This is a genomic window from Mycobacterium sp. 236(2023), assembly GCF_029623955.1.
Taxonomy (GTDB): Bacteria; Actinomycetota; Actinomycetes; order Mycobacteriales; family Mycobacteriaceae; genus Mycobacterium.
This window is the reverse complement of record NZ_JARSBP010000002.1, coordinates 1,717,841-1,735,051: the sequence shown is the minus strand read 5'-3', so window position 1 is coordinate 1,735,051 and position 17,211 is coordinate 1,717,841. Positions and strand designations below refer to the sequence as shown.

22 protein-coding genes are annotated in these 17,211 nt (G+C 67.7%); 12 read left to right on the top strand and 10 right to left on the bottom strand.

Going from position 1 to position 17,211, the window contains the following annotated elements; genetic code table 11:
- Positions 1–2: 2 nt before the first annotated feature.
- Positions 3–710, bottom strand: a complete 708-nt coding sequence (locus tag P9A17_RS10910; RefSeq protein ID WP_278038542.1) for a DUF3159 domain-containing protein — start codon at positions 708–710, stop codon at positions 3–5.
- Complete coding sequence (locus P9A17_RS10905) at positions 707–1,078, bottom strand: OB-fold nucleic acid binding domain-containing protein (RefSeq protein WP_278038541.1); 372 nt, start codon at positions 1,076–1,078, stop codon at positions 707–709. The genes P9A17_RS10910 and P9A17_RS10905 overlap by 4 nt, the downstream gene beginning before the upstream one ends.
- 145 nt (positions 1,079–1,223) lie before the next feature.
- Here P9A17_RS10905 and P9A17_RS10900 point away from each other — a divergent pair, with 145 nt between their 5' ends.
- On the top strand, positions 1,224–1,943 hold the full coding sequence (locus tag P9A17_RS10900) for an alpha/beta hydrolase (RefSeq protein WP_278038540.1): 720 nt from the start codon (positions 1,224–1,226) through the stop codon (positions 1,941–1,943).
- Positions 1,944–2,019: 76 nt separating this feature from the next.
- Here the strand turns inward: P9A17_RS10900 and P9A17_RS10895 are convergent, their stop codons facing one another.
- Positions 2,020–2,793, bottom strand: a complete 774-nt coding sequence (locus P9A17_RS10895) for a DUF3710 domain-containing protein (protein ID WP_278038695.1) — start codon at positions 2,791–2,793, stop codon at positions 2,020–2,022.
- Between the two features lie 62 nt (positions 2,794–2,855).
- Positions 2,856–3,320 carry a dUTP diphosphatase gene (dut, locus tag P9A17_RS10890; RefSeq protein ID WP_278038539.1) on the bottom strand — a complete coding sequence of 155 codons (465 nt, stop codon included), beginning with the start codon at positions 3,318–3,320 and terminating at the stop codon, positions 2,856–2,858.
- 25 nt (positions 3,321–3,345) lie between these two features.
- Between dut and P9A17_RS10885 the strand changes: the two genes are divergently transcribed.
- On the top strand, positions 3,346–3,822 hold the full coding sequence (locus P9A17_RS10885) for a DUF3093 domain-containing protein (RefSeq protein ID WP_278038538.1): 477 nt from the start codon (positions 3,346–3,348) through the stop codon (positions 3,820–3,822).
- Positions 3,823–3,849: 27 nt separating this feature from the next.
- Here the strand turns inward: P9A17_RS10885 and P9A17_RS10880 are convergent, their stop codons facing one another.
- The gene (locus tag P9A17_RS10880; protein ID WP_011894786.1) at positions 3,850–4,152 is read right to left on the bottom strand and encodes a DUF4193 domain-containing protein; all 303 of its coding nucleotides are present in this window, start codon (positions 4,150–4,152) and stop codon (positions 3,850–3,852) included.
- 177 nt (positions 4,153–4,329) lie between these two features.
- Between P9A17_RS10880 and cei the strand changes: the two genes are divergently transcribed.
- Positions 4,330–4,986: an envelope integrity protein Cei gene (gene cei, locus P9A17_RS10875; protein ID WP_278038537.1), complete on the top strand. Its 657-nt coding sequence runs from the start codon at positions 4,330–4,332 to the stop codon at positions 4,984–4,986.
- Positions 4,987–5,008: 22 nt separating this feature from the next.
- Here cei and P9A17_RS10870 read toward each other — a convergent pair whose 3' ends face one another.
- Positions 5,009–5,875: an inositol monophosphatase family protein gene (locus P9A17_RS10870; RefSeq protein ID WP_278038536.1), complete on the bottom strand. Its 867-nt coding sequence runs from the start codon at positions 5,873–5,875 to the stop codon at positions 5,009–5,011.
- Between the two features lie 121 nt (positions 5,876–5,996).
- Here P9A17_RS10870 and ppgK point away from each other — a divergent pair, with 121 nt between their 5' ends.
- The 4 genes from ppgK (at position 5,997) to P9A17_RS10850 (ending at position 10,126) form a co-directional block, all read left to right on the top strand.
- Positions 5,997–6,782 carry a polyphosphate--glucose phosphotransferase gene (ppgK, locus tag P9A17_RS10865; protein WP_278038535.1) on the top strand — a complete coding sequence of 262 codons (786 nt, stop codon included), beginning with the start codon at positions 5,997–5,999 and terminating at the stop codon, positions 6,780–6,782.
- Positions 6,783–7,010: 228 nt separating this feature from the next.
- Positions 7,011–8,444 (top strand): RNA polymerase sigma factor, encoded by a 1,434-nt coding sequence (locus P9A17_RS10860; protein ID WP_278038534.1) that lies wholly within the window; start codon positions 7,011–7,013, stop codon positions 8,442–8,444.
- A 39-nt stretch (positions 8,445–8,483) separates the two neighbouring features.
- Positions 8,484–8,981 carry a hypothetical protein gene (locus P9A17_RS10855; RefSeq protein WP_278038533.1) on the top strand — a complete coding sequence of 166 codons (498 nt, stop codon included), beginning with the start codon at positions 8,484–8,486 and terminating at the stop codon, positions 8,979–8,981.
- Between the two features lie 50 nt (positions 8,982–9,031).
- Positions 9,032–10,126, top strand: coding sequence for a methyltransferase (locus tag P9A17_RS10850; RefSeq protein WP_278038532.1), 1,095 nt, complete (start codon positions 9,032–9,034; stop codon positions 10,124–10,126).
- Position 10,127: 1 nt separating this feature from the next.
- Here the strand turns inward: P9A17_RS10850 and P9A17_RS10845 are convergent, their stop codons facing one another.
- From P9A17_RS10845 to P9A17_RS10835, 3 genes are all read right to left on the bottom strand, one after another.
- Complete coding sequence (locus tag P9A17_RS10845; RefSeq protein ID WP_278038531.1) at positions 10,128–11,810, bottom strand: hypothetical protein; 1,683 nt, start codon at positions 11,808–11,810, stop codon at positions 10,128–10,130.
- Between the two features lie 106 nt (positions 11,811–11,916).
- The gene (locus tag P9A17_RS10840) at positions 11,917–12,699 is read right to left on the bottom strand and encodes a hypothetical protein (protein WP_278038530.1); all 783 of its coding nucleotides are present in this window, start codon (positions 12,697–12,699) and stop codon (positions 11,917–11,919) included.
- 74 nt (positions 12,700–12,773) lie between these two features.
- Positions 12,774–13,139 carry a DUF952 domain-containing protein gene (locus tag P9A17_RS10835; RefSeq protein ID WP_278038529.1) on the bottom strand — a complete coding sequence of 122 codons (366 nt, stop codon included), beginning with the start codon at positions 13,137–13,139 and terminating at the stop codon, positions 12,774–12,776.
- 133 nt (positions 13,140–13,272) lie between these two features.
- Here P9A17_RS10835 and P9A17_RS10830 point away from each other — a divergent pair, with 133 nt between their 5' ends.
- Complete coding sequence (locus P9A17_RS10830) at positions 13,273–13,464, top strand: hypothetical protein (protein WP_278038528.1); 192 nt, start codon at positions 13,273–13,275, stop codon at positions 13,462–13,464.
- A gap of 29 nt (positions 13,465–13,493) precedes the next feature.
- A complete protein-coding gene (locus P9A17_RS10825) occupies positions 13,494–14,525 on the top strand; it encodes a YihY/virulence factor BrkB family protein (protein WP_278038527.1) in 1,032 nt (343 codons plus the stop codon).
- Here the strand turns inward: P9A17_RS10825 and P9A17_RS10820 are convergent.
- Positions 14,515–14,751 carry a DUF3039 domain-containing protein gene (locus P9A17_RS10820; RefSeq protein ID WP_278038526.1) on the bottom strand — a complete coding sequence of 79 codons (237 nt, stop codon included), beginning with the start codon at positions 14,749–14,751 and terminating at the stop codon, positions 14,515–14,517. The two genes, P9A17_RS10825 and P9A17_RS10820, sit on opposite strands and share 11 nt — an antisense overlap.
- A 107-nt stretch (positions 14,752–14,858) precedes the next feature.
- On the opposite strand from P9A17_RS10820, the gene P9A17_RS10815 reads away from it, so the two are divergent.
- From P9A17_RS10815 to P9A17_RS10805, 3 genes are all read left to right on the top strand, one after another.
- Positions 14,859–15,257, top strand: a complete 399-nt coding sequence (locus P9A17_RS10815; RefSeq protein WP_278038525.1) for a DUF3099 domain-containing protein — start codon at positions 14,859–14,861, stop codon at positions 15,255–15,257.
- 147 nt (positions 15,258–15,404) lie between these two features.
- Entirely contained in the window at positions 15,405–16,364 is a 960-nt protein-coding gene (locus P9A17_RS10810) for a sigma-70 family RNA polymerase sigma factor (protein WP_278038524.1), read from the top strand.
- A 151-nt stretch (positions 16,365–16,515) separates the two neighbouring features.
- Positions 16,516–17,208, top strand: coding sequence for a metal-dependent transcriptional regulator (locus tag P9A17_RS10805; protein ID WP_278038523.1), 693 nt, complete (start codon positions 16,516–16,518; stop codon positions 17,206–17,208).
- Positions 17,209–17,211 lie beyond the last annotated feature (3 nt).

Genomic DNA, 17,211 nt, shown 5'->3' with positions numbered 1-17,211 from the left:
CGTCAGTTCGGTTTGCGCACCGGATCGTTGGTGTCGTCGGGCTCGTCAGCCGTCTCGGCGTCACCGAACCCCGCCTCACGGACGGCGCGCTGCGCCTTGCGGATCGCGAAGTAGGTCACCAGGGCCGCCACTGCCGTCAGCGGCCAGCCCATCGCGATCCGGGCGACGCCGAGCCACCCCGTCTGGTCCGCGTCGTAGAGGTGGTGCTGGACCACGAACCGCGATGCGAACACCGCCACCCACACCATCGTCGCGACGTCGAAAGCCAAGACGGCCGAACGCACCTCGCGCCAGCGGCGATCGTGGGTGTTGACCCAGCCCCAGATGTAGCCGACCACGGGCCTGCGGATCACGACGGACAGCGTGAACACCACGGCCCAGATCAGCGACGTCCAGATGCCCAGCAGGAAGTAGCCTTTCGACGCGCCCACCAGATAGGCGATCAGCGCGCTGATGCCGACACCCATGAAGCCGGAGATGGCCGGCTGCACCGACTCTTTGCGGATCAGGCGCCAGATCAGGATCAGCGTGGCGACGCCCAGGGCGGCGCCGATGGCCGGCATCAGGCCGAAAGCCGAAGACACGGGGACGAACACGAGCACGGGCAGCGACGAATAGATCAGGCCGCTGATGCCGCCCATCTGTTCCAGGACGGCGGCGCCTCGCGCCGGTGAGCTCTGCTTGCCCGGATCGGAACCGGGGTCGCTCACTTCTGAATCTCGTAGTGGGGGTTGTAGATCGCCTTGGTGCCGTTGTCGAGCTTGCCGACGCGACCGTGCACCTTCAGGGTGCGCCCGGATTCGATGCCCGGGATGCGCCGCTGGCCCAGCCACACCAGCATCACGGTGTCGGTGCCGTCGAACAGTTCGGCCTTCACGCCGCCCGCGCAGCTCTTGCCGTTGCACTCGACGCTGCGCAGGGTGCCGATCATGGTCACTTCCTGCCCGCGCTGACAGTCGATGGCCTTCTGCGCGCCGGTGCTGGCGGCTTCGTCGCTCAGCTCCTCGACATCCAGCTGCTCTGGATCTTCAGTCAATCGGCGCGTGAGCCGTCGAAGATATCCCTCGGCCGTAGCCATGGCCTCTCCTGACCTTCTGCGAATCCTCTGTGGCTTCACTTAGACCAACGCCACGGTAGACCTCTTGGTTCCGAAGTGCTAACCGCGAGACGGCGTTGCGCGGGGCGCCGCGGCAGGGGTTTCCCCGACCAGGCACGATCGAAACATGACGGTCGATTTTCGCGGTGTCACCACCGTCCTGCTGCCCGGTACAGGGTCGGACGCCGACTTCGTCTACCGGGCTTTCTCCACAGCGCTCCACGAGGTGGGTGCGGTAGTGGTGACACCGCCGCCGCAACCGCACCGGTTGGTGGCGGGCTACCGCGACGACATCGACAACGCCGCGCGCGCCGCCGCACCGCACCCGATAGCCGTCGGCGGAGTGTCGATCGGCGCCGCCGTCGCCGTCGAATGGGCGTTGGCCCACCCCGGCCGCGCGGTCGCCGTGCTGGCGGCGTTGCCGGCCTGGACAGGTGCGCCCGACGCCGCGCCGGCGGCCATGGCCGCCAGACACTCCGCGGACCTCCTGCGCCGCGACGGGCTGGTGGCCACGACGGCGCAGATGCAGGCATCGAGCCCGAAGTGGCTTGCCGACGAGTTGACCCGCTCGTGGCTCGGCCAGTGGCCCGATCTCCCCGATGCGATGGACGAGGCAGCAGCCTTCACTGCGCCGACGAGCGGCCAATTGGAGGCGCTGTCCGCACCTCTCGGGGTGGTTTCGGCCACCGACGACGCAGTGCACCCGCTCGAAGTCGGCTTCGAATGGGTGTCCGCAGCGCCACGGGCCGCCCTGCGGACCGTCACGCTCGACGACATCGGTGCAGACCCGGGAATCCTCGGCGCCCAGTGCCTCGCGGCGCTGACGGAGGTCGAGAATCGCGACTAGCCGGAGTGCCGACCGTGGGTCTTATGTACGGCTTTGTGGCCTTTTCCGTGCACAGGACCCACGCTCGTCGATTCGACTAGCCGCCGGTGATGGTGCGCAACTGCTGCATCGCCGAGCCCAGCGTGCTGCGGCGCGCATTCGGCGCCGGAGGTTCGTCCTGCAGCTGCGTCGGCGGTGCAGGCTGCTCGGGCACCGGCGGCTGCGGGGGCACGGGCACCTGTTGCTGCGCCCCGCCCTGCTGCTGGGCAGCTTGCTGCTGAGCCGCCTGCTGCGCGGCGGCCAGCTGGGCGGCCATCGGCTCCGGCAGCTGCACCGGAAGCGGCGTCCGCACCGGCATCGGGGTGTCGCCTCGCCGTACCACCGTGTCCGCCAGGGCATTTCGAGCTTGCGCGGCGAGTTCGGCCATGCTCGCGAAAGGTCCGTTGACGACGCAGCGGACCATCCATCGATAGCCGTCGACACCGATGAACCGCACCACCGCGGCGTCCTCACCCGCGGAGCCGACGACCTCGCGGCCCCACGGACCGTCCTCGATGCTGACCTTCGGCGCGTCCTTGCGCAGCGAGTCCGCCAGCTCTGAGGCGACCTCGCGCCACAGGCCGGCCGATTTCGGCGCGGCGTAGGCCGCGATGGTGAACCGGCCATGGGGCGTCACCACCCAGACGGCGCTGGGGGCGCCCGCCTCGTTCAGCTCGACCTGCACCTGGCCCGCATCGGGCATCGGGATCAGCACCGAACCGAGATCCAGTCGCGCCAGCGTCGCAACCGCCGGATCGTCGAAGTCGTCGATGTCGAACGGGCCGTCCAGCTCCTCGTCGTCGATATCCACCGACGTCACCTCCTCGGGCACTTCGTTCCCCTCGCTGCGGTGTCTACCCAGTCGTTCCTCAGTAGCCACGTTCTGGTCTCCCCCTACAGGCTGGCATGCCCACCCGAGGAACCGTGGCCGCCGTCCCCGCGAGTCGTGTCGGCAAGCCCCGCCTCGTCGAATGATGTCACCTCGACGAGTTCCGGAAGTTCGACGCGCTGCACCAGAAGCTGCGCAATCCGGTCTCCCCGGCGGATGACGATCGGTGTCGTGGTGTCGAGGTTGATCAAAGAGATCTTGATCTCGCCGCGATAGCCCGCGTCGACCGTGCCGGGACTGTTGACGATCGAAAGCCCTACGCGCGCAGCAAGTCCCGAGCGCGGATGGATCAGGCCGACCATCCCGTGCGGGATCGCCACCGCCAGGCCGGTCGGCACGAGCGCCCGCTCACCGGGCGCCAGTTCGACGTCCTGCGAGCTGAACAGATCGACTCCCGCGTCGCCGTCATGCGCCCTGCTGGGCAACGGAAGGTCGCGGTCGAGCCGCACTACCGCCAGAGAGGTGGACACGACGTCAGAGATTACTCTGGGCCGCGTGTCCGAGACGCGCGCCACCGCCCAAACGGTCCGCTATCGCGAGCGGCTATGGGTGCCGTTGTGGTGGTGGCTGCCCGGCCTCGGGGTCGCGGCCCTGATCGCTCTCGAGATCAGCCAGGGCGTTGCGACCCTGCCGGACTGGCTGCCGTACGCACTGCTGCTGCCCGTCGCGGCGATCGTGCTGCTCGGCATGGGCAGGACCGAGTTGCGCGTGGTGGGCAACGGCGGGGAGGCCGAACTGTGGGTCGGGAACGCCCACCTGCCCGTCTCGGTGATCGCCCGCTCGGCGGAAGTGCCGCGGTCGGCGAAGTCGGCGGCGCTGGGCCGTCAGCTCGATCCGGCGGCCTACGTCGTGCACAAGGCATGGGTCGGCGCCATGGTTCTGCTGGTCCTCGACGATCCGGACGATCCCACCCCGTACTGGCTGATCAGCGCCAGGCATCCGGACAGAGTCCTCGCCGCGCTGCGCGCCTGAACAAGGCGCGCAGACGCGTCGGTGCGGTCAGGCCGCGCAGTCGGTGCAGATCATCATGCCGTTCTTCTCGCTCGCGAGACGACTGCGGTGATGCACCAGGAAGCAGCTCGAGCAGGTGAACTCGTCGGCCTGCTTCGGAATCACCCGAACCGACAGCTCCTCGCCGGAGAGATCGGCACCCGGCAGCTCGAACGACTCGGCGGATTCGGATTCGTCCACGTCGACGACAGCCGACTGAGCTTCGTTGCGCCGTGCCTTGAGTTCCTCAAGGGAATCCTCGGAAACGTCATCGGTTTCTGTGCGCCTTGGGGCGTCGTAGTCAGTGGCCATACCTGTCCCCTCCATGAAGCTCTATGCAGCGTTGCTTTGTACCAGCGTCGAACGCATCCGCCAAACGATTCGTGCCCGTATTGACACCGGTTCCATTGTGATTTATCTCACAGTTGCAAAATGCCTGCTTGACGAGCCGGTCGGTGGCCAGTTCGGAGTGGCTCTAGAGTGCTCAGCGTGGTCGCGCAAATCACCGAGGGAACGGCGTTCGACAAACACGGCCGTCCGTTCCGGCGCCGAAGCTTCGTCCCCGGACTCGTGATGTTCGCGTGCCTGGGCGTCGCCGCGCTTCTGGTGTGGGTGATCGCGCTGTCGCGACCACCGGACATCCCCCAGGCCGCCATCTGCAACCGTCCTCCCCCGCCGGCCCAGCCGGGCGGACCCGTCCCCGACCTCGGCGAACAGGTGACGCGATCGTCGATGCTCGATGTCACGCCCGCGAAGCTCGCCGACACGCAGGTCCGGGTGCTCAACGCGAGCGGACAGGGCGGGCAGGCGGCCGAAGTGGCCGGCGCTCTGCGCGACCTCGGCTTCACCGACCCCGAGGCCGCCAACGACCCGATCTACGAGACGGCGCGGCTGCAGTGCGTGGGCCAGATTCGGTTCGGGCCTTCGGGTCGCGCCGCGGCGGCGTCGATCTGGCTTGTCGCGCCGTGCACCGAGCTGTTCCAGGACGGTCGCGCCGACGACACCGTCGACCTCGCGATAGGCACCGACTTCACCGAGCTGACCCACAGCGACGACATCGACGCGGTCCTGTCGAGCCTGCTGCCGGACGCCACCCAACCCGCCGATCCTGATCTGCTGACCCAGGCCCACACCGGAACCTGTTGAGCTGGCGCGGTTTCGCGGCCGCTCAGATCTCCAGTGCCCCGCAGCGCACCAGCGCCTCGTCGAACGCAGCGCTGATGCCCGGTGCGGCGGCCACCATCAGCCCGGCCCCGTCGTCGGACACCGGAGGACGGACCACAGCACCCGCCTCGGAGGCGATCAGAGCGCCCGCCGCCCAATCCCACAGGTGCACGCCGTCCTCGAAGTAGGCATCCAGACGCCCCGCCGCCACCATGCACAGGTCCAGCGCGCACGAGCCGATCCGCCTGAGGTCCCGCACGTCGGGAAGCAGCCCGGCGAGCATCTCGCCCTGCGCCTGCCTGCGTTCGCGGTCGTAGGCGAATCCGGAGCCGACGAGCGCCATCGACAGGTCCGTGGCCCCGCTGCACCGCAAGGCCGTCGCGACCCCGTCACGCAGCACGTGCGCCCCGTGGCCCAGCGCCGCCGAATACAACTCACCCGCCGCGACGTCGGCGACCGCGCCGGCGATCGAGACCCCGTCACGGCGCACGCCGACCGACACCGCGTACGCCGGGATGCCGTACAGGAAGTTCACCGTGCCGTCGATCGGATCGAGCGCCCACGTCAGCGTCCCGGGAGCGACACCGACCGGGCCGCCCTCCTCCTCGCCGAGGATCGCGTCGTCGGGTCGCAGCACCGCGAGTCGCTCCCGCAGCAGCCGCTCCGTCTCCGTGTCGACGACGGTGACCGGATCGGTCGGGGTGCTCTTCACCTTCACCGCGGACTCGGCGGTCCCGGCCACGGTACCCGCCGAGCCCTGACCGAAGACCTCGGCTCGGCGGCTCCGGACATACGCCGCGGCCTCTGAAGCCAACAGCTCGGCCACCACGCGCAACTGGGCAGGGTCGGAAGTCTCGGTCGCGTCACTCACATGTCCCATCGCAGCACATCCCGTGCGATCCGGCTGCATGGGATGCGGGACTGCCCCACATCGGAATTGGCGAGCCGATAGGGTGTCATCGCATCCCGCCCACCTGCGCAGAGGAGCTCGTATGACCGCCGAAGCTGAGCCAGGCCAACAACGCCGCGGATTCGGCATCGACGTCGGCGGCAGCGGCGTCAAGGGCGGCATCGTCGACCTCGACACCGGAGCGCTGATCGGCGACCGCTTCAAGCTGCTGACCCCACAACCGGCCACCCCCGACGCGGTAGCCAAGACCATCGCCGACGTCGTCGCGCACTTCGGCTGGGACGGCCCGCTCGGCGTCACCTACCCCGGTGTGGTGGCCGACGGGGTCGTCTGCACCGCCGCCAACGTCGACAAGGCGTGGATCGGGCTCAACGCCAAAGAGGTCATCAGCGGCGCGCTGGACGGTCAGCCCGTGACGGTGCTCAACGACGCCGATGCCGCGGGCCTGGCCGAGGAGAAGTTCGGTGCGGGCCGCGACAACACCGGCGTCATCGTGTTGCTGACGTTCGGCACAGGCATCGGTTCAGCCGTGATCCACAACGGCGTCCTGCTCCCCAACACCGAGTTCGGCCACCTCGAAGTGGGCGGCAAGGAAGCCGAGCACCGCGCGGCGAGCTCGGTCAAGGAGCGCAAGGAATGGAGCTACGAGCGCTGGACCCAAGAAGTCACGAAAGTCCTGGTGGCGATCGAAAACGCCATCTGGCCGGACCTGTTCATCGCCGGCGGCGGGATCAGCCGCAAAGCTGACAAGTGGGTTCCGATGCTCAAGAACCGGGTGCCCGTCGTCGCCGCGGAACTGCAGAACACCGCGGGCATCGTCGGTGCCGCAATGGCATCCGAGGTCGACGTCACCGCAACCGGCAGGTAACCGGTCGGGCGCTCACCGCGACGGCGCGCGGGCGCGTCAAATTTGCCGCTGCGCACAGCGGTAACCCACACTGTCGTTACAATGGACGACGGCGGCCACAGACCAGACAGCGGCGGGAACTACAGCACCCCGATATGACGCTTTGAGATCGACGCCGACATTCGACATAGCCGACACTTTCGGTGGCGCACGTGTGCCCCGGAATTCCGCACGACCGAAAGGGTGTACGTGGCAGCGATCAAGGCAAGCCCGGCAACCGACGAGCCGGTGAAGCGCACCGCAGCCAAAGCCCCCGCCAAGAAGGCGCCCGCGAAGAAGGCCGCCAAGAGCGCCCCCGCCAAGGCCGCCGCTAAGAAGGCGCCCGCGAAGAAGGCCGTCAAGGGCACCGACACCAAGGGCGTCGACGACGACCTCGCCGGTGAGGATCTCGAGGCCAACGACGAGATCGAAGGCGAGCCCGGCGAAGACCTTGAGGAGGACGGCGACCTCGAACTCGACGAGATCGAGGTCGACGACGACGCATCCGAAGGCGGCGACGACTCCGACGACGAGGACTCCGACGAGGAGGCCGCCGAAGGCGATGCCGCCGCGTCCCCCAAGGCCGCCGCGAAGCCTGCGAAGGCCGCCGAAGACGACTCCCTGCCCGAGCCGTCGGAGAAGGACAAGGCCTCTGGCGACTTCGTCTGGGACGAGGAGGAATCCGAGGCGCTGCGGCAGGCCCGCAAGGACGCCGAGCTCACCGCCTCTGCCGATTCCGTCCGTGCCTACCTGAAGCAGATCGGCAAGGTCGCGCTGCTCAACGCCGAGGAGGAGGTCGAGCTCGCCAAGCGCATCGAGGCCGGCCTGTACTGCACGCAGCTGATGGCCGAGTTCGCCGAGAAGGGCGAGAAGCTGACGACGGCGCAGCGCCGCGATTACATGTGGATCTGCCGCGACGGCGACCGCGCGAAAAACCATCTGCTGGAAGCGAACCTGCGTCTGGTGGTGTCGCTGGCCAAGCGTTACACCGGTCGCGGTATGGCCTTCCTCGACCTGATCCAGGAAGGCAACCTGGGTCTGATCCGTGCGGTCGAGAAGTTCGACTACACCAAGGGTTACAAGTTCTCGACCTACGCGACCTGGTGGATCCGTCAGGCGATCACGCGCGCCATGGCCGACCAGGCCCGCACCATCCGCATCCCGGTGCACATGGTCGAGGTCATCAACAAGCTGGGCCGGATCCAGCGCGAGTTGCTCCAGGACCTGGGCCGCGAGCCCACACCCGAAGAGCTCGCCAAAGAGATGGACATCACGCCGGAGAAGGTGCTGGAGATCCAGCAGTACGCGCGTGAGCCCATCTCGCTCGACCAGACCATCGGCGACGAGGGCGACAGCCAGCTCGGCGACTTCATCGAGGACAGTGAAGCTGTGGTGGCCGTGGACGCCGTGTCGTTCACGCTGCTGCAGGATCAGCTGCAGTCGGTGCTGGAGACGCTGTCCGAGCGCGAAGCCGGCGTTGTCCGGTTGCGGTTCGGTCTCACCGACGGCCAGCCCCGCACCTTGGACGAGATCGGGCAGGTTTACGGCGTGACCCGTGAGCGAATCCGTCAGATCGAATCGAAGACGATGTCAAAGTTGCGCCACCCCAGCCGTTCTCAGGTTCTGCGCGACTACCTGGATTAGCCCTCCGCCGCGGGCGGCGCGGCTCTAGTGTTTCGCGTCGTGAAGGTTTCCAACAACGCGTTCAGGAAGCTGATCAAGGGAACGTTCCTTGCCACGCTGCTGCTCGCCGCCCAGGAGGGCGGCAGGCCGTTTCACGAAGCAACCTGGATCCTCGTCGGCGCCGTGCTGACATCGGTGGTGGACGCCTATGCCACCCACATGTCGGCGCCTCACGACGACGGCTTCGGCGCGTACTTCGGCAGCCTGTACCGCGGCCTGCTCAACGACGCGGCCCGAACCCTGGGGGCGCTGCCGACCGTCGTCCTGCTCGTCATCGCCGGCACGTTCGGTTGGCCCAAGGATGAGCATCACCCCGGCGGCGGTGGAACGGCCGGCTACGAAACCGTCATCCTCAACGCAAATGTCCTGTTGCTGTTCATCTTCGGGATTCTGGCGGCGCACCGCAGCGGGTCGTCGTGGCGCGGCACGCTGATGTTCGCGCTCATGAACGCCGCACTGGGGTGGCTGATCGTCATCGTCGAGCTCGCCCTGGACTGATCCGCGACCGAGCCAAGAAATATTTAAGACACCTCCCCTACGTTTCCCCGGTGTCCATCACCAAGAAAAGAGTCCCGCCCGTCCGTCTGATCCAGGCGGTCGAGCGCCTGCGCGCAGGCCTGCTCCGGCTGCACCGATCCGCGGCGCCGGGCAACGTGGCCTTGCTCGAACTCGCCACGGGAGCGTGGACGACGCAGGTGCTCTATGTCGCCGCCAAACTCGGCATCGCCGACCGGCTCGCCGACGGTCCTGCCGATGCCACCACAGTCGCTGTGCAGGTGGGCGCCGACCCCGGTGCCGTGCTCCGGCTCATGCGTGCGATGACCAGCCGCGGGGTGCTGCGCGAACGCCGTGACGGCCGCTTCACGCTCACCCCGGTCGGCGAGGCGCTCCGGACGGGCTCGGAAGGGTCGCTGCGCGACATGGTGCTGTTCATCGGCCACCCCTCCCGATGGGCCGACTGGGGCAGCCTGCTGCATTCGGTGCAGACGGGCCAACCCGCCTCCGAAAAACTCCACGGAATGCCGTTTTTCGATTACCTGGATACCGACGCCGAGCTCGCGGAGGTGTTCAACAATGCGATGACGGCGGCAAGCGGACTCTCGAATGAGGTTGCGCTGCAGGCGTATGACTTCAGCGCAGCGCGATTGGTCGTCGATGTGGGCGGCGGCCACGGCGCGGTGCTGTGCTCGATCCTGCGCGGGGCACCCGCCGCCCACGGAATCCTCTACGACCTGCCGAAGGTCGTCGCGGGCGCGGGGCCGCTTCTCGACCAGACCGGTCTCTCCGAACGGATCACCGTTTCGGGTGGCTCGTTTCTGGAGTCGGTACCGGCGGGCGGCGACGTGTACGTGATGAAGAACATCATCCATGACTGGGGCGATGCCGAGGCCGCGACGATCCTGCGCAGCATCCGCACTGCGATCGCCGATGGTGGCAGGCTGATTCTGCTGGAAATGGTTCTGCCGGAACGAGCTTCGTCTTTCATCGGCCATATGCTCGACCTGGAGATGCTGCTCATGGTCAGCGGGAAGGAACGCACCCGGTCGCAGTACGCGGAGCTACTCGGCGCAGCCGGATTCCGGCTGTCGCGTGTCATTCCGACGGTGAGCCCGATATCGGTGATGGAGGCGCACGCCGTATAGCTCAGTCGTCGGCTGCGCGGCTGCCGTTGCCGGCGTCCCCGCCCTTGCCGCCGGCGCCACCGCTGCTTCCGCTCGCCGCGCTGCCGCCGGAGCCGGCGCCGCCCGACTCGCCCGCGGTACCGTCGCCCGCCGCACCGCCGTTGCCGCCCTTGCCGCCCTTGCCGCCCGAACCTCCGGCACCGGTCGCGCCGCGCGAGCCGTCGTCACCTGCGGAGCCTTCGGCGCTACCCGCACCGCCCTTGCCGCCTTCGCCGCCGCTGCCTCCGTCGCCGCCCTTACCGCCGGTTCCGCCGAAGCCGCCGAAGCCGCCCTGACCGGCCTTCACGTCTCCCGCGTCGGAGACGGACACGTCGGCGCCACCGGTACCACCGTTGCCGCCGTTGCCACCCACGGCGCCGTTGCCGCCTCGACCGCCGGACCCACCTGCGCCTCCAGCGCCGCCGTCACCGGTCTGCGAACCACTGCGGCCACCGGCTCCGCCGGCTCCACCGCTGGTGCCTGTCGCGCCCGCCGCGCCGGTTCCGCCGTTGCCGCCCGCACCGCCGGGCCCGGCGAAGCCGACGCCCGGCCCGATCCTGACGTTGCCGCCGACGCCGCCGTCACCACCGTTGCCGCCCGCTGCGCCACCGGCGCCACCGTTGCCGCCGTTGTTGCCGAAAACTGCGACGGTCGGTGAGATTCCTTGCGCGAGGCCGGCATCTCCACCGTTGCCGCCGGCGCCGCCACCTGCGCCGTTGCCGCCGTCTCCGCCTGCTCCGCCGATCGCGAAGTTGTGCGCAGGCGCGAACAACGGCGTGACGCCCTGACCGTGACCGCCTTCGCCGCCGGACTGGTTCGTTCCCGCGGCGCCGTCGGAGCCGCGACCGCCGATGGTTCCGATCAGCGCACCGTCGACCACGTTCGTCGACGGCGGCAGGCCGGAGTTTCCGAAGTAGTCCGGTGTTCCGACGGCCGCGCTGCCGTCAGCGGCCGGATTGCTCCCGTCGGCGCCGAAGCCGCCCGCGCCGCCGTTTCCGCCCGCGCCGCCGTTGCCGTGCAGTCGGCCCGCGTTGCCGCCGGCACCGCCGCTGCCGCCCGCGATGCCCGCAGCACCGTCAGCGCCATCGCCGCCGTTTCCTCCGTCGCCGGTCGATGCGAGCAGCCCGGCGTTGCCTCCGTTGCCGCCGCTCTGCCCCGCCAGGTAGCCGTTGCCCCCGTTTCCGCCGTTTCCGCCAAAGAGGCCGGCGTTGCCACCGTTGCCTCCGCGCGCACCGTTTCCGCCGTTGCCCCACAGCAGTCCGCCGTTTGCGCCGTTACATGCCGACCCTTCGCAGTCGTCGGCGGCGTCGACGCCGTCGCCTATTAGCCAGCCGCCCAGGCCGATCATCGGACGCGGCGTCACCGGGCTCGGCGCGGCAGCAGTTGCCGACGCCGCACGGTCGTGCTTACGCGAACCCTGCGTTCCGAACCACAGGAGCTCTTCTGGCACAGGCGAAGTCGGGACGATCACACTGTCGAATGAGGCGAGTTCCACGGCATGCTCGGCGGTAGCCGGCTGACCGGAATGCGGGCTGAGCAACAACCCGACGCCGATCATCGCCGCTCCGCCGGTCCCCGCGGTGAGCAATTGCCGCGCAGGAGCGACACCACCGCCGAAGACCGTCGAGGTGGTCGGTGCCCGATGTTTGCCGCTGCGCTGCGCCACGCTTTCAACCCCCGTCTGAATGCCTGTGTTATTAGCTGAAATCTAACATGGCAAACAAACAGCGAGATCAGGACCTACATGGCAGAGACGAGTGGCGGTCGCCAGATCAGCGCTTGCGCTCGCGGACTTTGTACGTCGACGGCCACGATTCGCGGGTGTCGTCGCCAACCAGGGGGACGCCCTTGGAGCCGATCCGGATGTCGAAGGCCTCCTTGCCGGCACCGACCTCACGGTTGGCATGCTCGGTGGCCAGATAGATCAACTGGTCGATCTCGGCCTCGGCGAAGGCGACGAACGTCGTCTTGCGGACGATCTCCTCGGCGGGCGGCACCATGCGGTCGGGCAGGATCCGCGTCAACAGCGCAGCGACACCCAGCAGCGTGAACGGCAGCACCCAGTAACAGACGAACGACAGCGGCGACTCCGTATCGAGGATCGTGGCGTCACCCTGCACGAGAGGCGGGATGGCCGAGGACACCGTCATGCCGCCGAACGCGGCGATCCAGATCCACGTCAGCGTCGACGTGATCCGCGCGAAGGGCTCGCTCTCGATCACCTCCTTGGGCTGGCCGACGACCGCGAACTCCCGCACGAACGGCCGGCCGATCAGAGCACTCACCAGCGCGACGAGGAAGACGCCTGCATTGCTCAGCGGCTGCAGCCACTGCTCCATGAACGTTTGGCTGACGGTGAACGTCAGCGCGGTGAGGATGAGAAATGTCGCAACGGCGCCGATCTCCAGAGTCCGACCCGGCGAGCCGACCGCGCGAGCAACGACGAGCGCGGCGACGGACACGGCCAGTGCGATCAGCACGGCCGTGTGGAACGGGACGTTGCCGACCAGAACCCAATAGACGATCCACGGAGCGAAGCCAAAGATGATGCCCACGGCAGGCAGTGTATTGAGTCACGCTCCGCGGCGGCAGCGGCCTATGTCGATTGTGAGAACGACGCTCTTGCGGGCTACGCGTCCAGCGGTGCGTACCGGCCGTCAGGCCCCGGCAGATAGTCAGTGACGCTAATCACAGCCTCAACAGGCAACGGACCGTACAAATGTGGGAACACCATGCCATCGGGATCGGTCGGAACCCCAGGTTCCCAGCGAACGGGAGAGGTAAGCCGTGCGGCGTCGATGCGGAGCAGCATCATGTCTGACCGGCCGGCGTAGAGCCGGTTGGCCGGCAGGTGAACCTGCTGCGGGCTCGACAGGTGCACGAATCCGACGTCGTCCAGAGACTCGGGCGCATGCCTGCCCGCCCGGCGCGCCCGCTCCCACTCATCGGCGCTGCACAAGTGCACCAGGACGCCCTCGTGAGGCGTGTGAGACATACCGCCACCCTCCTACCGCCGCAACACGCGCGTCCGTGAGACACGACACACCCGTAAACCCCCGGGGAACAAGGCCGGAACCCCAAGCGTCTGACACAGTAGATGTACGTCGCAACCACCCTATGGAGGTGCCATGACCGCAACGCTTACCAGTCCTGAATTGACCAAGGCTGACCGCTGCGACCGTTGTGGGGCCGCAGCTCGCGTGCGGGCCACACTTCCGTCGGGCGCCGAGCTGCTGTTCTGCCAACACCACGCCAACGAGCACGAGGCGAAGCTGGTCGAACTGGCCGCGGTCATCCAAGTGAGCCCGCTGGAGCCTTAACGTGGCGAATCGGCAATGCTGGACTGGTCATGAGCGACCAGTCAGAGCGGCCGTCCGCGCGGCCTTCCGTGAAAGCCAAGCCGTCGCGCCACCACATTCGGCACATCGCCGTCCGGACGCTGGGTAAGAGCTGGGACGACTCGATCTTCTCGGAGTCCGCGCAAGCCGCGTTCTGGTGTGCGCTCTCCCTACCGCCGCTGTTGCTGGGCATGCTCGGCAGCCTCGCCTTCATCGCGCCGCTGTTCGGCCCGGAAACGTTGCCGACCATCGAAAGCCAGCTGATCAGCTTCGCGGGAAGGTTCTTCTCCCCCAACGTCGTTGGCGAGATCATCGAACCGACGATTCGCGACATCGTGCGCGGTGCACGCGGTGAAGTCGTCTCGGTGGGCTTCGTGATCTCCCTGTGGGCCGGGTCGTCGGCCATCTCGGCCTTCGTCGACTCGATCACCGAGGCGCACGATCAGACGCCGTTGCGTCACCCGGTCCGGCAGCGGTTTTACGCATTGGGTCTGTACGTCGTGATGCTCGTCGGCGCGATCATCACGGCGCCGTTCCTGGCGCTCGGCCCACGCAAGGTCGCCGAGTTCATCCCGGACAGCTGGGATCACGTCCTGCAGTACGGCTACTACCCGGTCCTGTTCGTGGCCTTCGTTGTGGCCGTCAACGTGCTCTACCGGGTGTCACTGCCGAAACCCTTGCCCTCGCACCGGCTGCTGCTGGGGTCGGTGCTGGCGACCGTCGTGTTCCTGATCGCGACATGGGGACTGCGCGTTTATCTGACGTGGATCACCAGCACGGGCTACACCTACGGCGCGCTGGCCACTCCGATCGCGTTCCTGCTGTTCGCGTTCTTCCTCGGATTCGCGATCATGATCGGCGCGGAATTGAACGCGGCGATCGAAGAAGAGTTCCCCGCGCCCGACACCCATGCCAAACGTCTGCGCTGGTGGCTGGAGGCCAAAGCCGAGACGCTCAACGGCGGCACCGGCGTCCCGACGGTGGCGCCCGCACCGACGCCCGACGGTCCGGCCACGACCACCGGAGACGCCGCTACTTCTTGAGCTGCTCGTAGACGCGCTTGCAATCGGGGCAGACGGGCGAGCCGGGCTTGGCCGACTTCGTCACCGGGAAAACCTCGCCGCACAACGCGACGACGTGGGTCCCCATCACCGCGCTCTCGGCGATCTTGTCCTTCTTGACGTAGTGGAAGTACTTGGGAGTGTCGTTGTCAGTCCCGTCGTCGACGCGTTCGTCGGTGTCGGTGCGCTCGATCGTCTGGGTGTCCATGGCGACCATTGTGCCTGGCCATAGATCGGTAAGAAACGTGATGGGCGCACCTGAGCCCGGATGTGGAACAGTGGAGACATGTTCGCCGGTTCAGCCTCAGTGATCCCGTGCGTGACTCCGAACTGAGTTTCGACGACGAAGGCCGTCCGGTACTGATCACCCGGGCCGCACCCGCCTACGAGGAACAGCACCGCCAGCGGGTTCGCAAGTACCTCACGTTGATGTCCTTCCGGATCCCCGCGCTGATCCTGGCCGCTGTGGCCTACAGCATCTGGGAGAACGGTTTGATCTCTCTGGCGATCGTCGTGGTCTCGATCCCGCTGCCGTGGATGGCCGTCCTGATCGCCAACGACCGGCCACCGCGCACCGCCGAGGAACCCCGCCGATACGCGATGCCGCGGCGGATCCCGCTGTTCCCCACCGCTGAGCGGCCGGCTATCGAGCAGCCGCACCGGGGCGCGCCGCAACATGGCGCCGGAGATCAGCGCGGCGATGTTCCTGGCTGAGCGCGAACTGCAGCGTTTCTCAGCACATTCTCAGGTCATCGTCCAATAACCGCAGATCAGAACGTGTGAGTCACCGAGAAGGTGGGAACTCTTTGCATGCCTAGCGCGTTGTAGGTCATGAAAGTTCCACCCGATCAGGAGGCCGCCATGGCAAATGCCACCACCAGCCGCATCGACCAAGACCTGGACGCTCAAAGCCCCGCCGCCGACCTGGTGCGCGTGTACCTCAACGGCATCGGGAAGACCGCGTTGTTGAATGCCGCCGACGAGGTCGAGCTGGCCAAGCGGATCGAGGCCGGTCTCTACGCGCAGCACCTGCTCGCCACGCGGAAGCGCTTGGGCGACAACCGCAAGCGCGACCTGGCGGCGGTGGTCCGCGACGGAGAGGCGGCGCGGCGGCATCTGCTCGAAGCCAACCTGCGACTGGTGGTGTCGCTGGCCAAGCGCTACACCGGGCGCGGCATGCCGCTGCTCGACCTGATCCAGGAGGGCAACCTCGGACTCATCCGCGCCATGGAGAAGTTCGACTACGCCAAGGGATTCAAGTTCTCGACGTATGCGACGTGGTGGATCCGCCAGGCGATCACGCGTGGCATGGCTGACCAGAGCCGCACCATCCGGCTCCCCGTCCATCTCGTCGAGCAGGTCAACAAGCTCGCCCGCATCAAGCGCGAGATGCACCAGAACCTCGGGCGCGAGGCCACCGACGAGGAACTGGCCGAGGAATCGGGCATCCCCGTGGAGAAGATCAACGACCTGCTCGAGCACAGTCGCGACCCGGTGAGCCTGGACATGCCCGTCGGCAGCGACGAAGAGGCCCCCCTGGGCGACTTCATCGAGGACTCCGAGGCCATGTCCGCAGAGAACGCGGTGATCTCCGAGCTGCTGCACACTGACATCCGGTACGTGCTCGCCACCCTCGACGAGCGTGAGCAGCAGGTGATCCGGTTGCGGTTCGGCCTTGACGACGGCCAGCCGCGCACCCTCGACCAGATCGGCAAGCTTTTCGGCCTGTCCCGCGAGCGGGTGCGTCAGATCGAGCGTGAGGTCATGGCGAAGCTGCGCAATGGCGACCGCGCCGATCGCCTGCGCTCGTACGCCAGCTAGCGAGCCATCCCCGCGAAGACCCGTCGGCAGCGGCCGGCGGGTCTTCTGCTGGGAGCTGCCTGTGAGGTGGCTCTGTGGGCCGTGTCGCTTTGGGAAGCATCGCTGTTCGGCCACCCCGGCCGGTAGACTCACCTCAGACGGAGGGTGTGCAATGAACGATCTTGTCGATACCACCGAGATGTATCTGCGAACGATTTACGACCTCGAGGAAGAGGGCGTGATCCCGCTGCGTGCGCGCATCGCAGAACGTCTCGACCAAAGTGGACCCACCGTCAGCCAGACCGTGTCCCGGATGGAGCGCGACGGACTGCTCCACGTCGCCGGCGACCGCCACCTCGAGCTCACCGACAAAGGCCGTGCTCTGGCCGTGGCGGTGATGCGCAAACACCGGCTGGCCGAGCGGCTCCTCGTCGACGTCATCGGCCTGCCGTGGGAAGAGGTCCACGCCGAGGCCTGCCGCTGGGAGCACGTCATGAGCGTCGACGTTGAGCGCAGGCTCGTTCAGGTGCTCAACAACCCCACCACGTCGCCGTTCGGCAACCCGATCCCCGGCCTGTCCGAGCTCGGCGTCGGCAACAATCTGAGCGACGAGGCGATGAGCCTGGTGCGCCTGACCGAACTGCCCGCGGGGATGCCCGTCGCCGTCGTCGTGCGTCAGCTGACCGAGCACGTCCAAGGCGACGTGGAGCTGATCGCCCGCCTCAAGGATGCGGGCGTCGTACCCAACGCGCGCGTGACCGTGGAAGTCAACGATCACGGCGGCGTCATGATCGTCATCCCCGGCCACGAGCAGGTCGAGCTGCCCCACGAAATGGCCCACGCCGTCAAGGTCGAGAAGGTCTAGGCC

Coding starts and splice junctions, on each gene's coding strand:
- P9A17_RS10905 (WP_278038541.1), bottom strand. CDS start 1,078: ATGGCTACGGCCGAGGGATATCTTCGACGGCTCACGCGCCGATTGACT.
- P9A17_RS10900 (WP_278038540.1), top strand. CDS start 1,224: ATGACGGTCGATTTTCGCGGTGTCACCACCGTCCTGCTGCCCGGTACA.
- P9A17_RS10880 (WP_011894786.1), bottom strand. CDS start 4,152: ATGGCCACTGACTACGACGCCCCAAGGCGCACAGAAACCGATGACGTT.
- ppgK (WP_278038535.1), top strand. CDS start 5,997: ATGACCGCCGAAGCTGAGCCAGGCCAACAACGCCGCGGATTCGGCATC.
- P9A17_RS10835 (WP_278038529.1), bottom strand. CDS start 13,139: ATGTCTCACACGCCTCACGAGGGCGTCCTGGTGCACTTGTGCAGCGCC.
- P9A17_RS10830 (WP_278038528.1), top strand. CDS start 13,273: ATGACCGCAACGCTTACCAGTCCTGAATTGACCAAGGCTGACCGCTGC.
- P9A17_RS10825 (WP_278038527.1), top strand. CDS start 13,494: ATGAGCGACCAGTCAGAGCGGCCGTCCGCGCGGCCTTCCGTGAAAGCC.
- P9A17_RS10820 (WP_278038526.1), bottom strand. CDS start 14,751: ATGGACACCCAGACGATCGAGCGCACCGACACCGACGAACGCGTCGAC.
- P9A17_RS10810 (WP_278038524.1), top strand. CDS start 15,405: ATGGCAAATGCCACCACCAGCCGCATCGACCAAGACCTGGACGCTCAA.
- P9A17_RS10805 (WP_278038523.1), top strand. CDS start 16,516: ATGAACGATCTTGTCGATACCACCGAGATGTATCTGCGAACGATTTAC.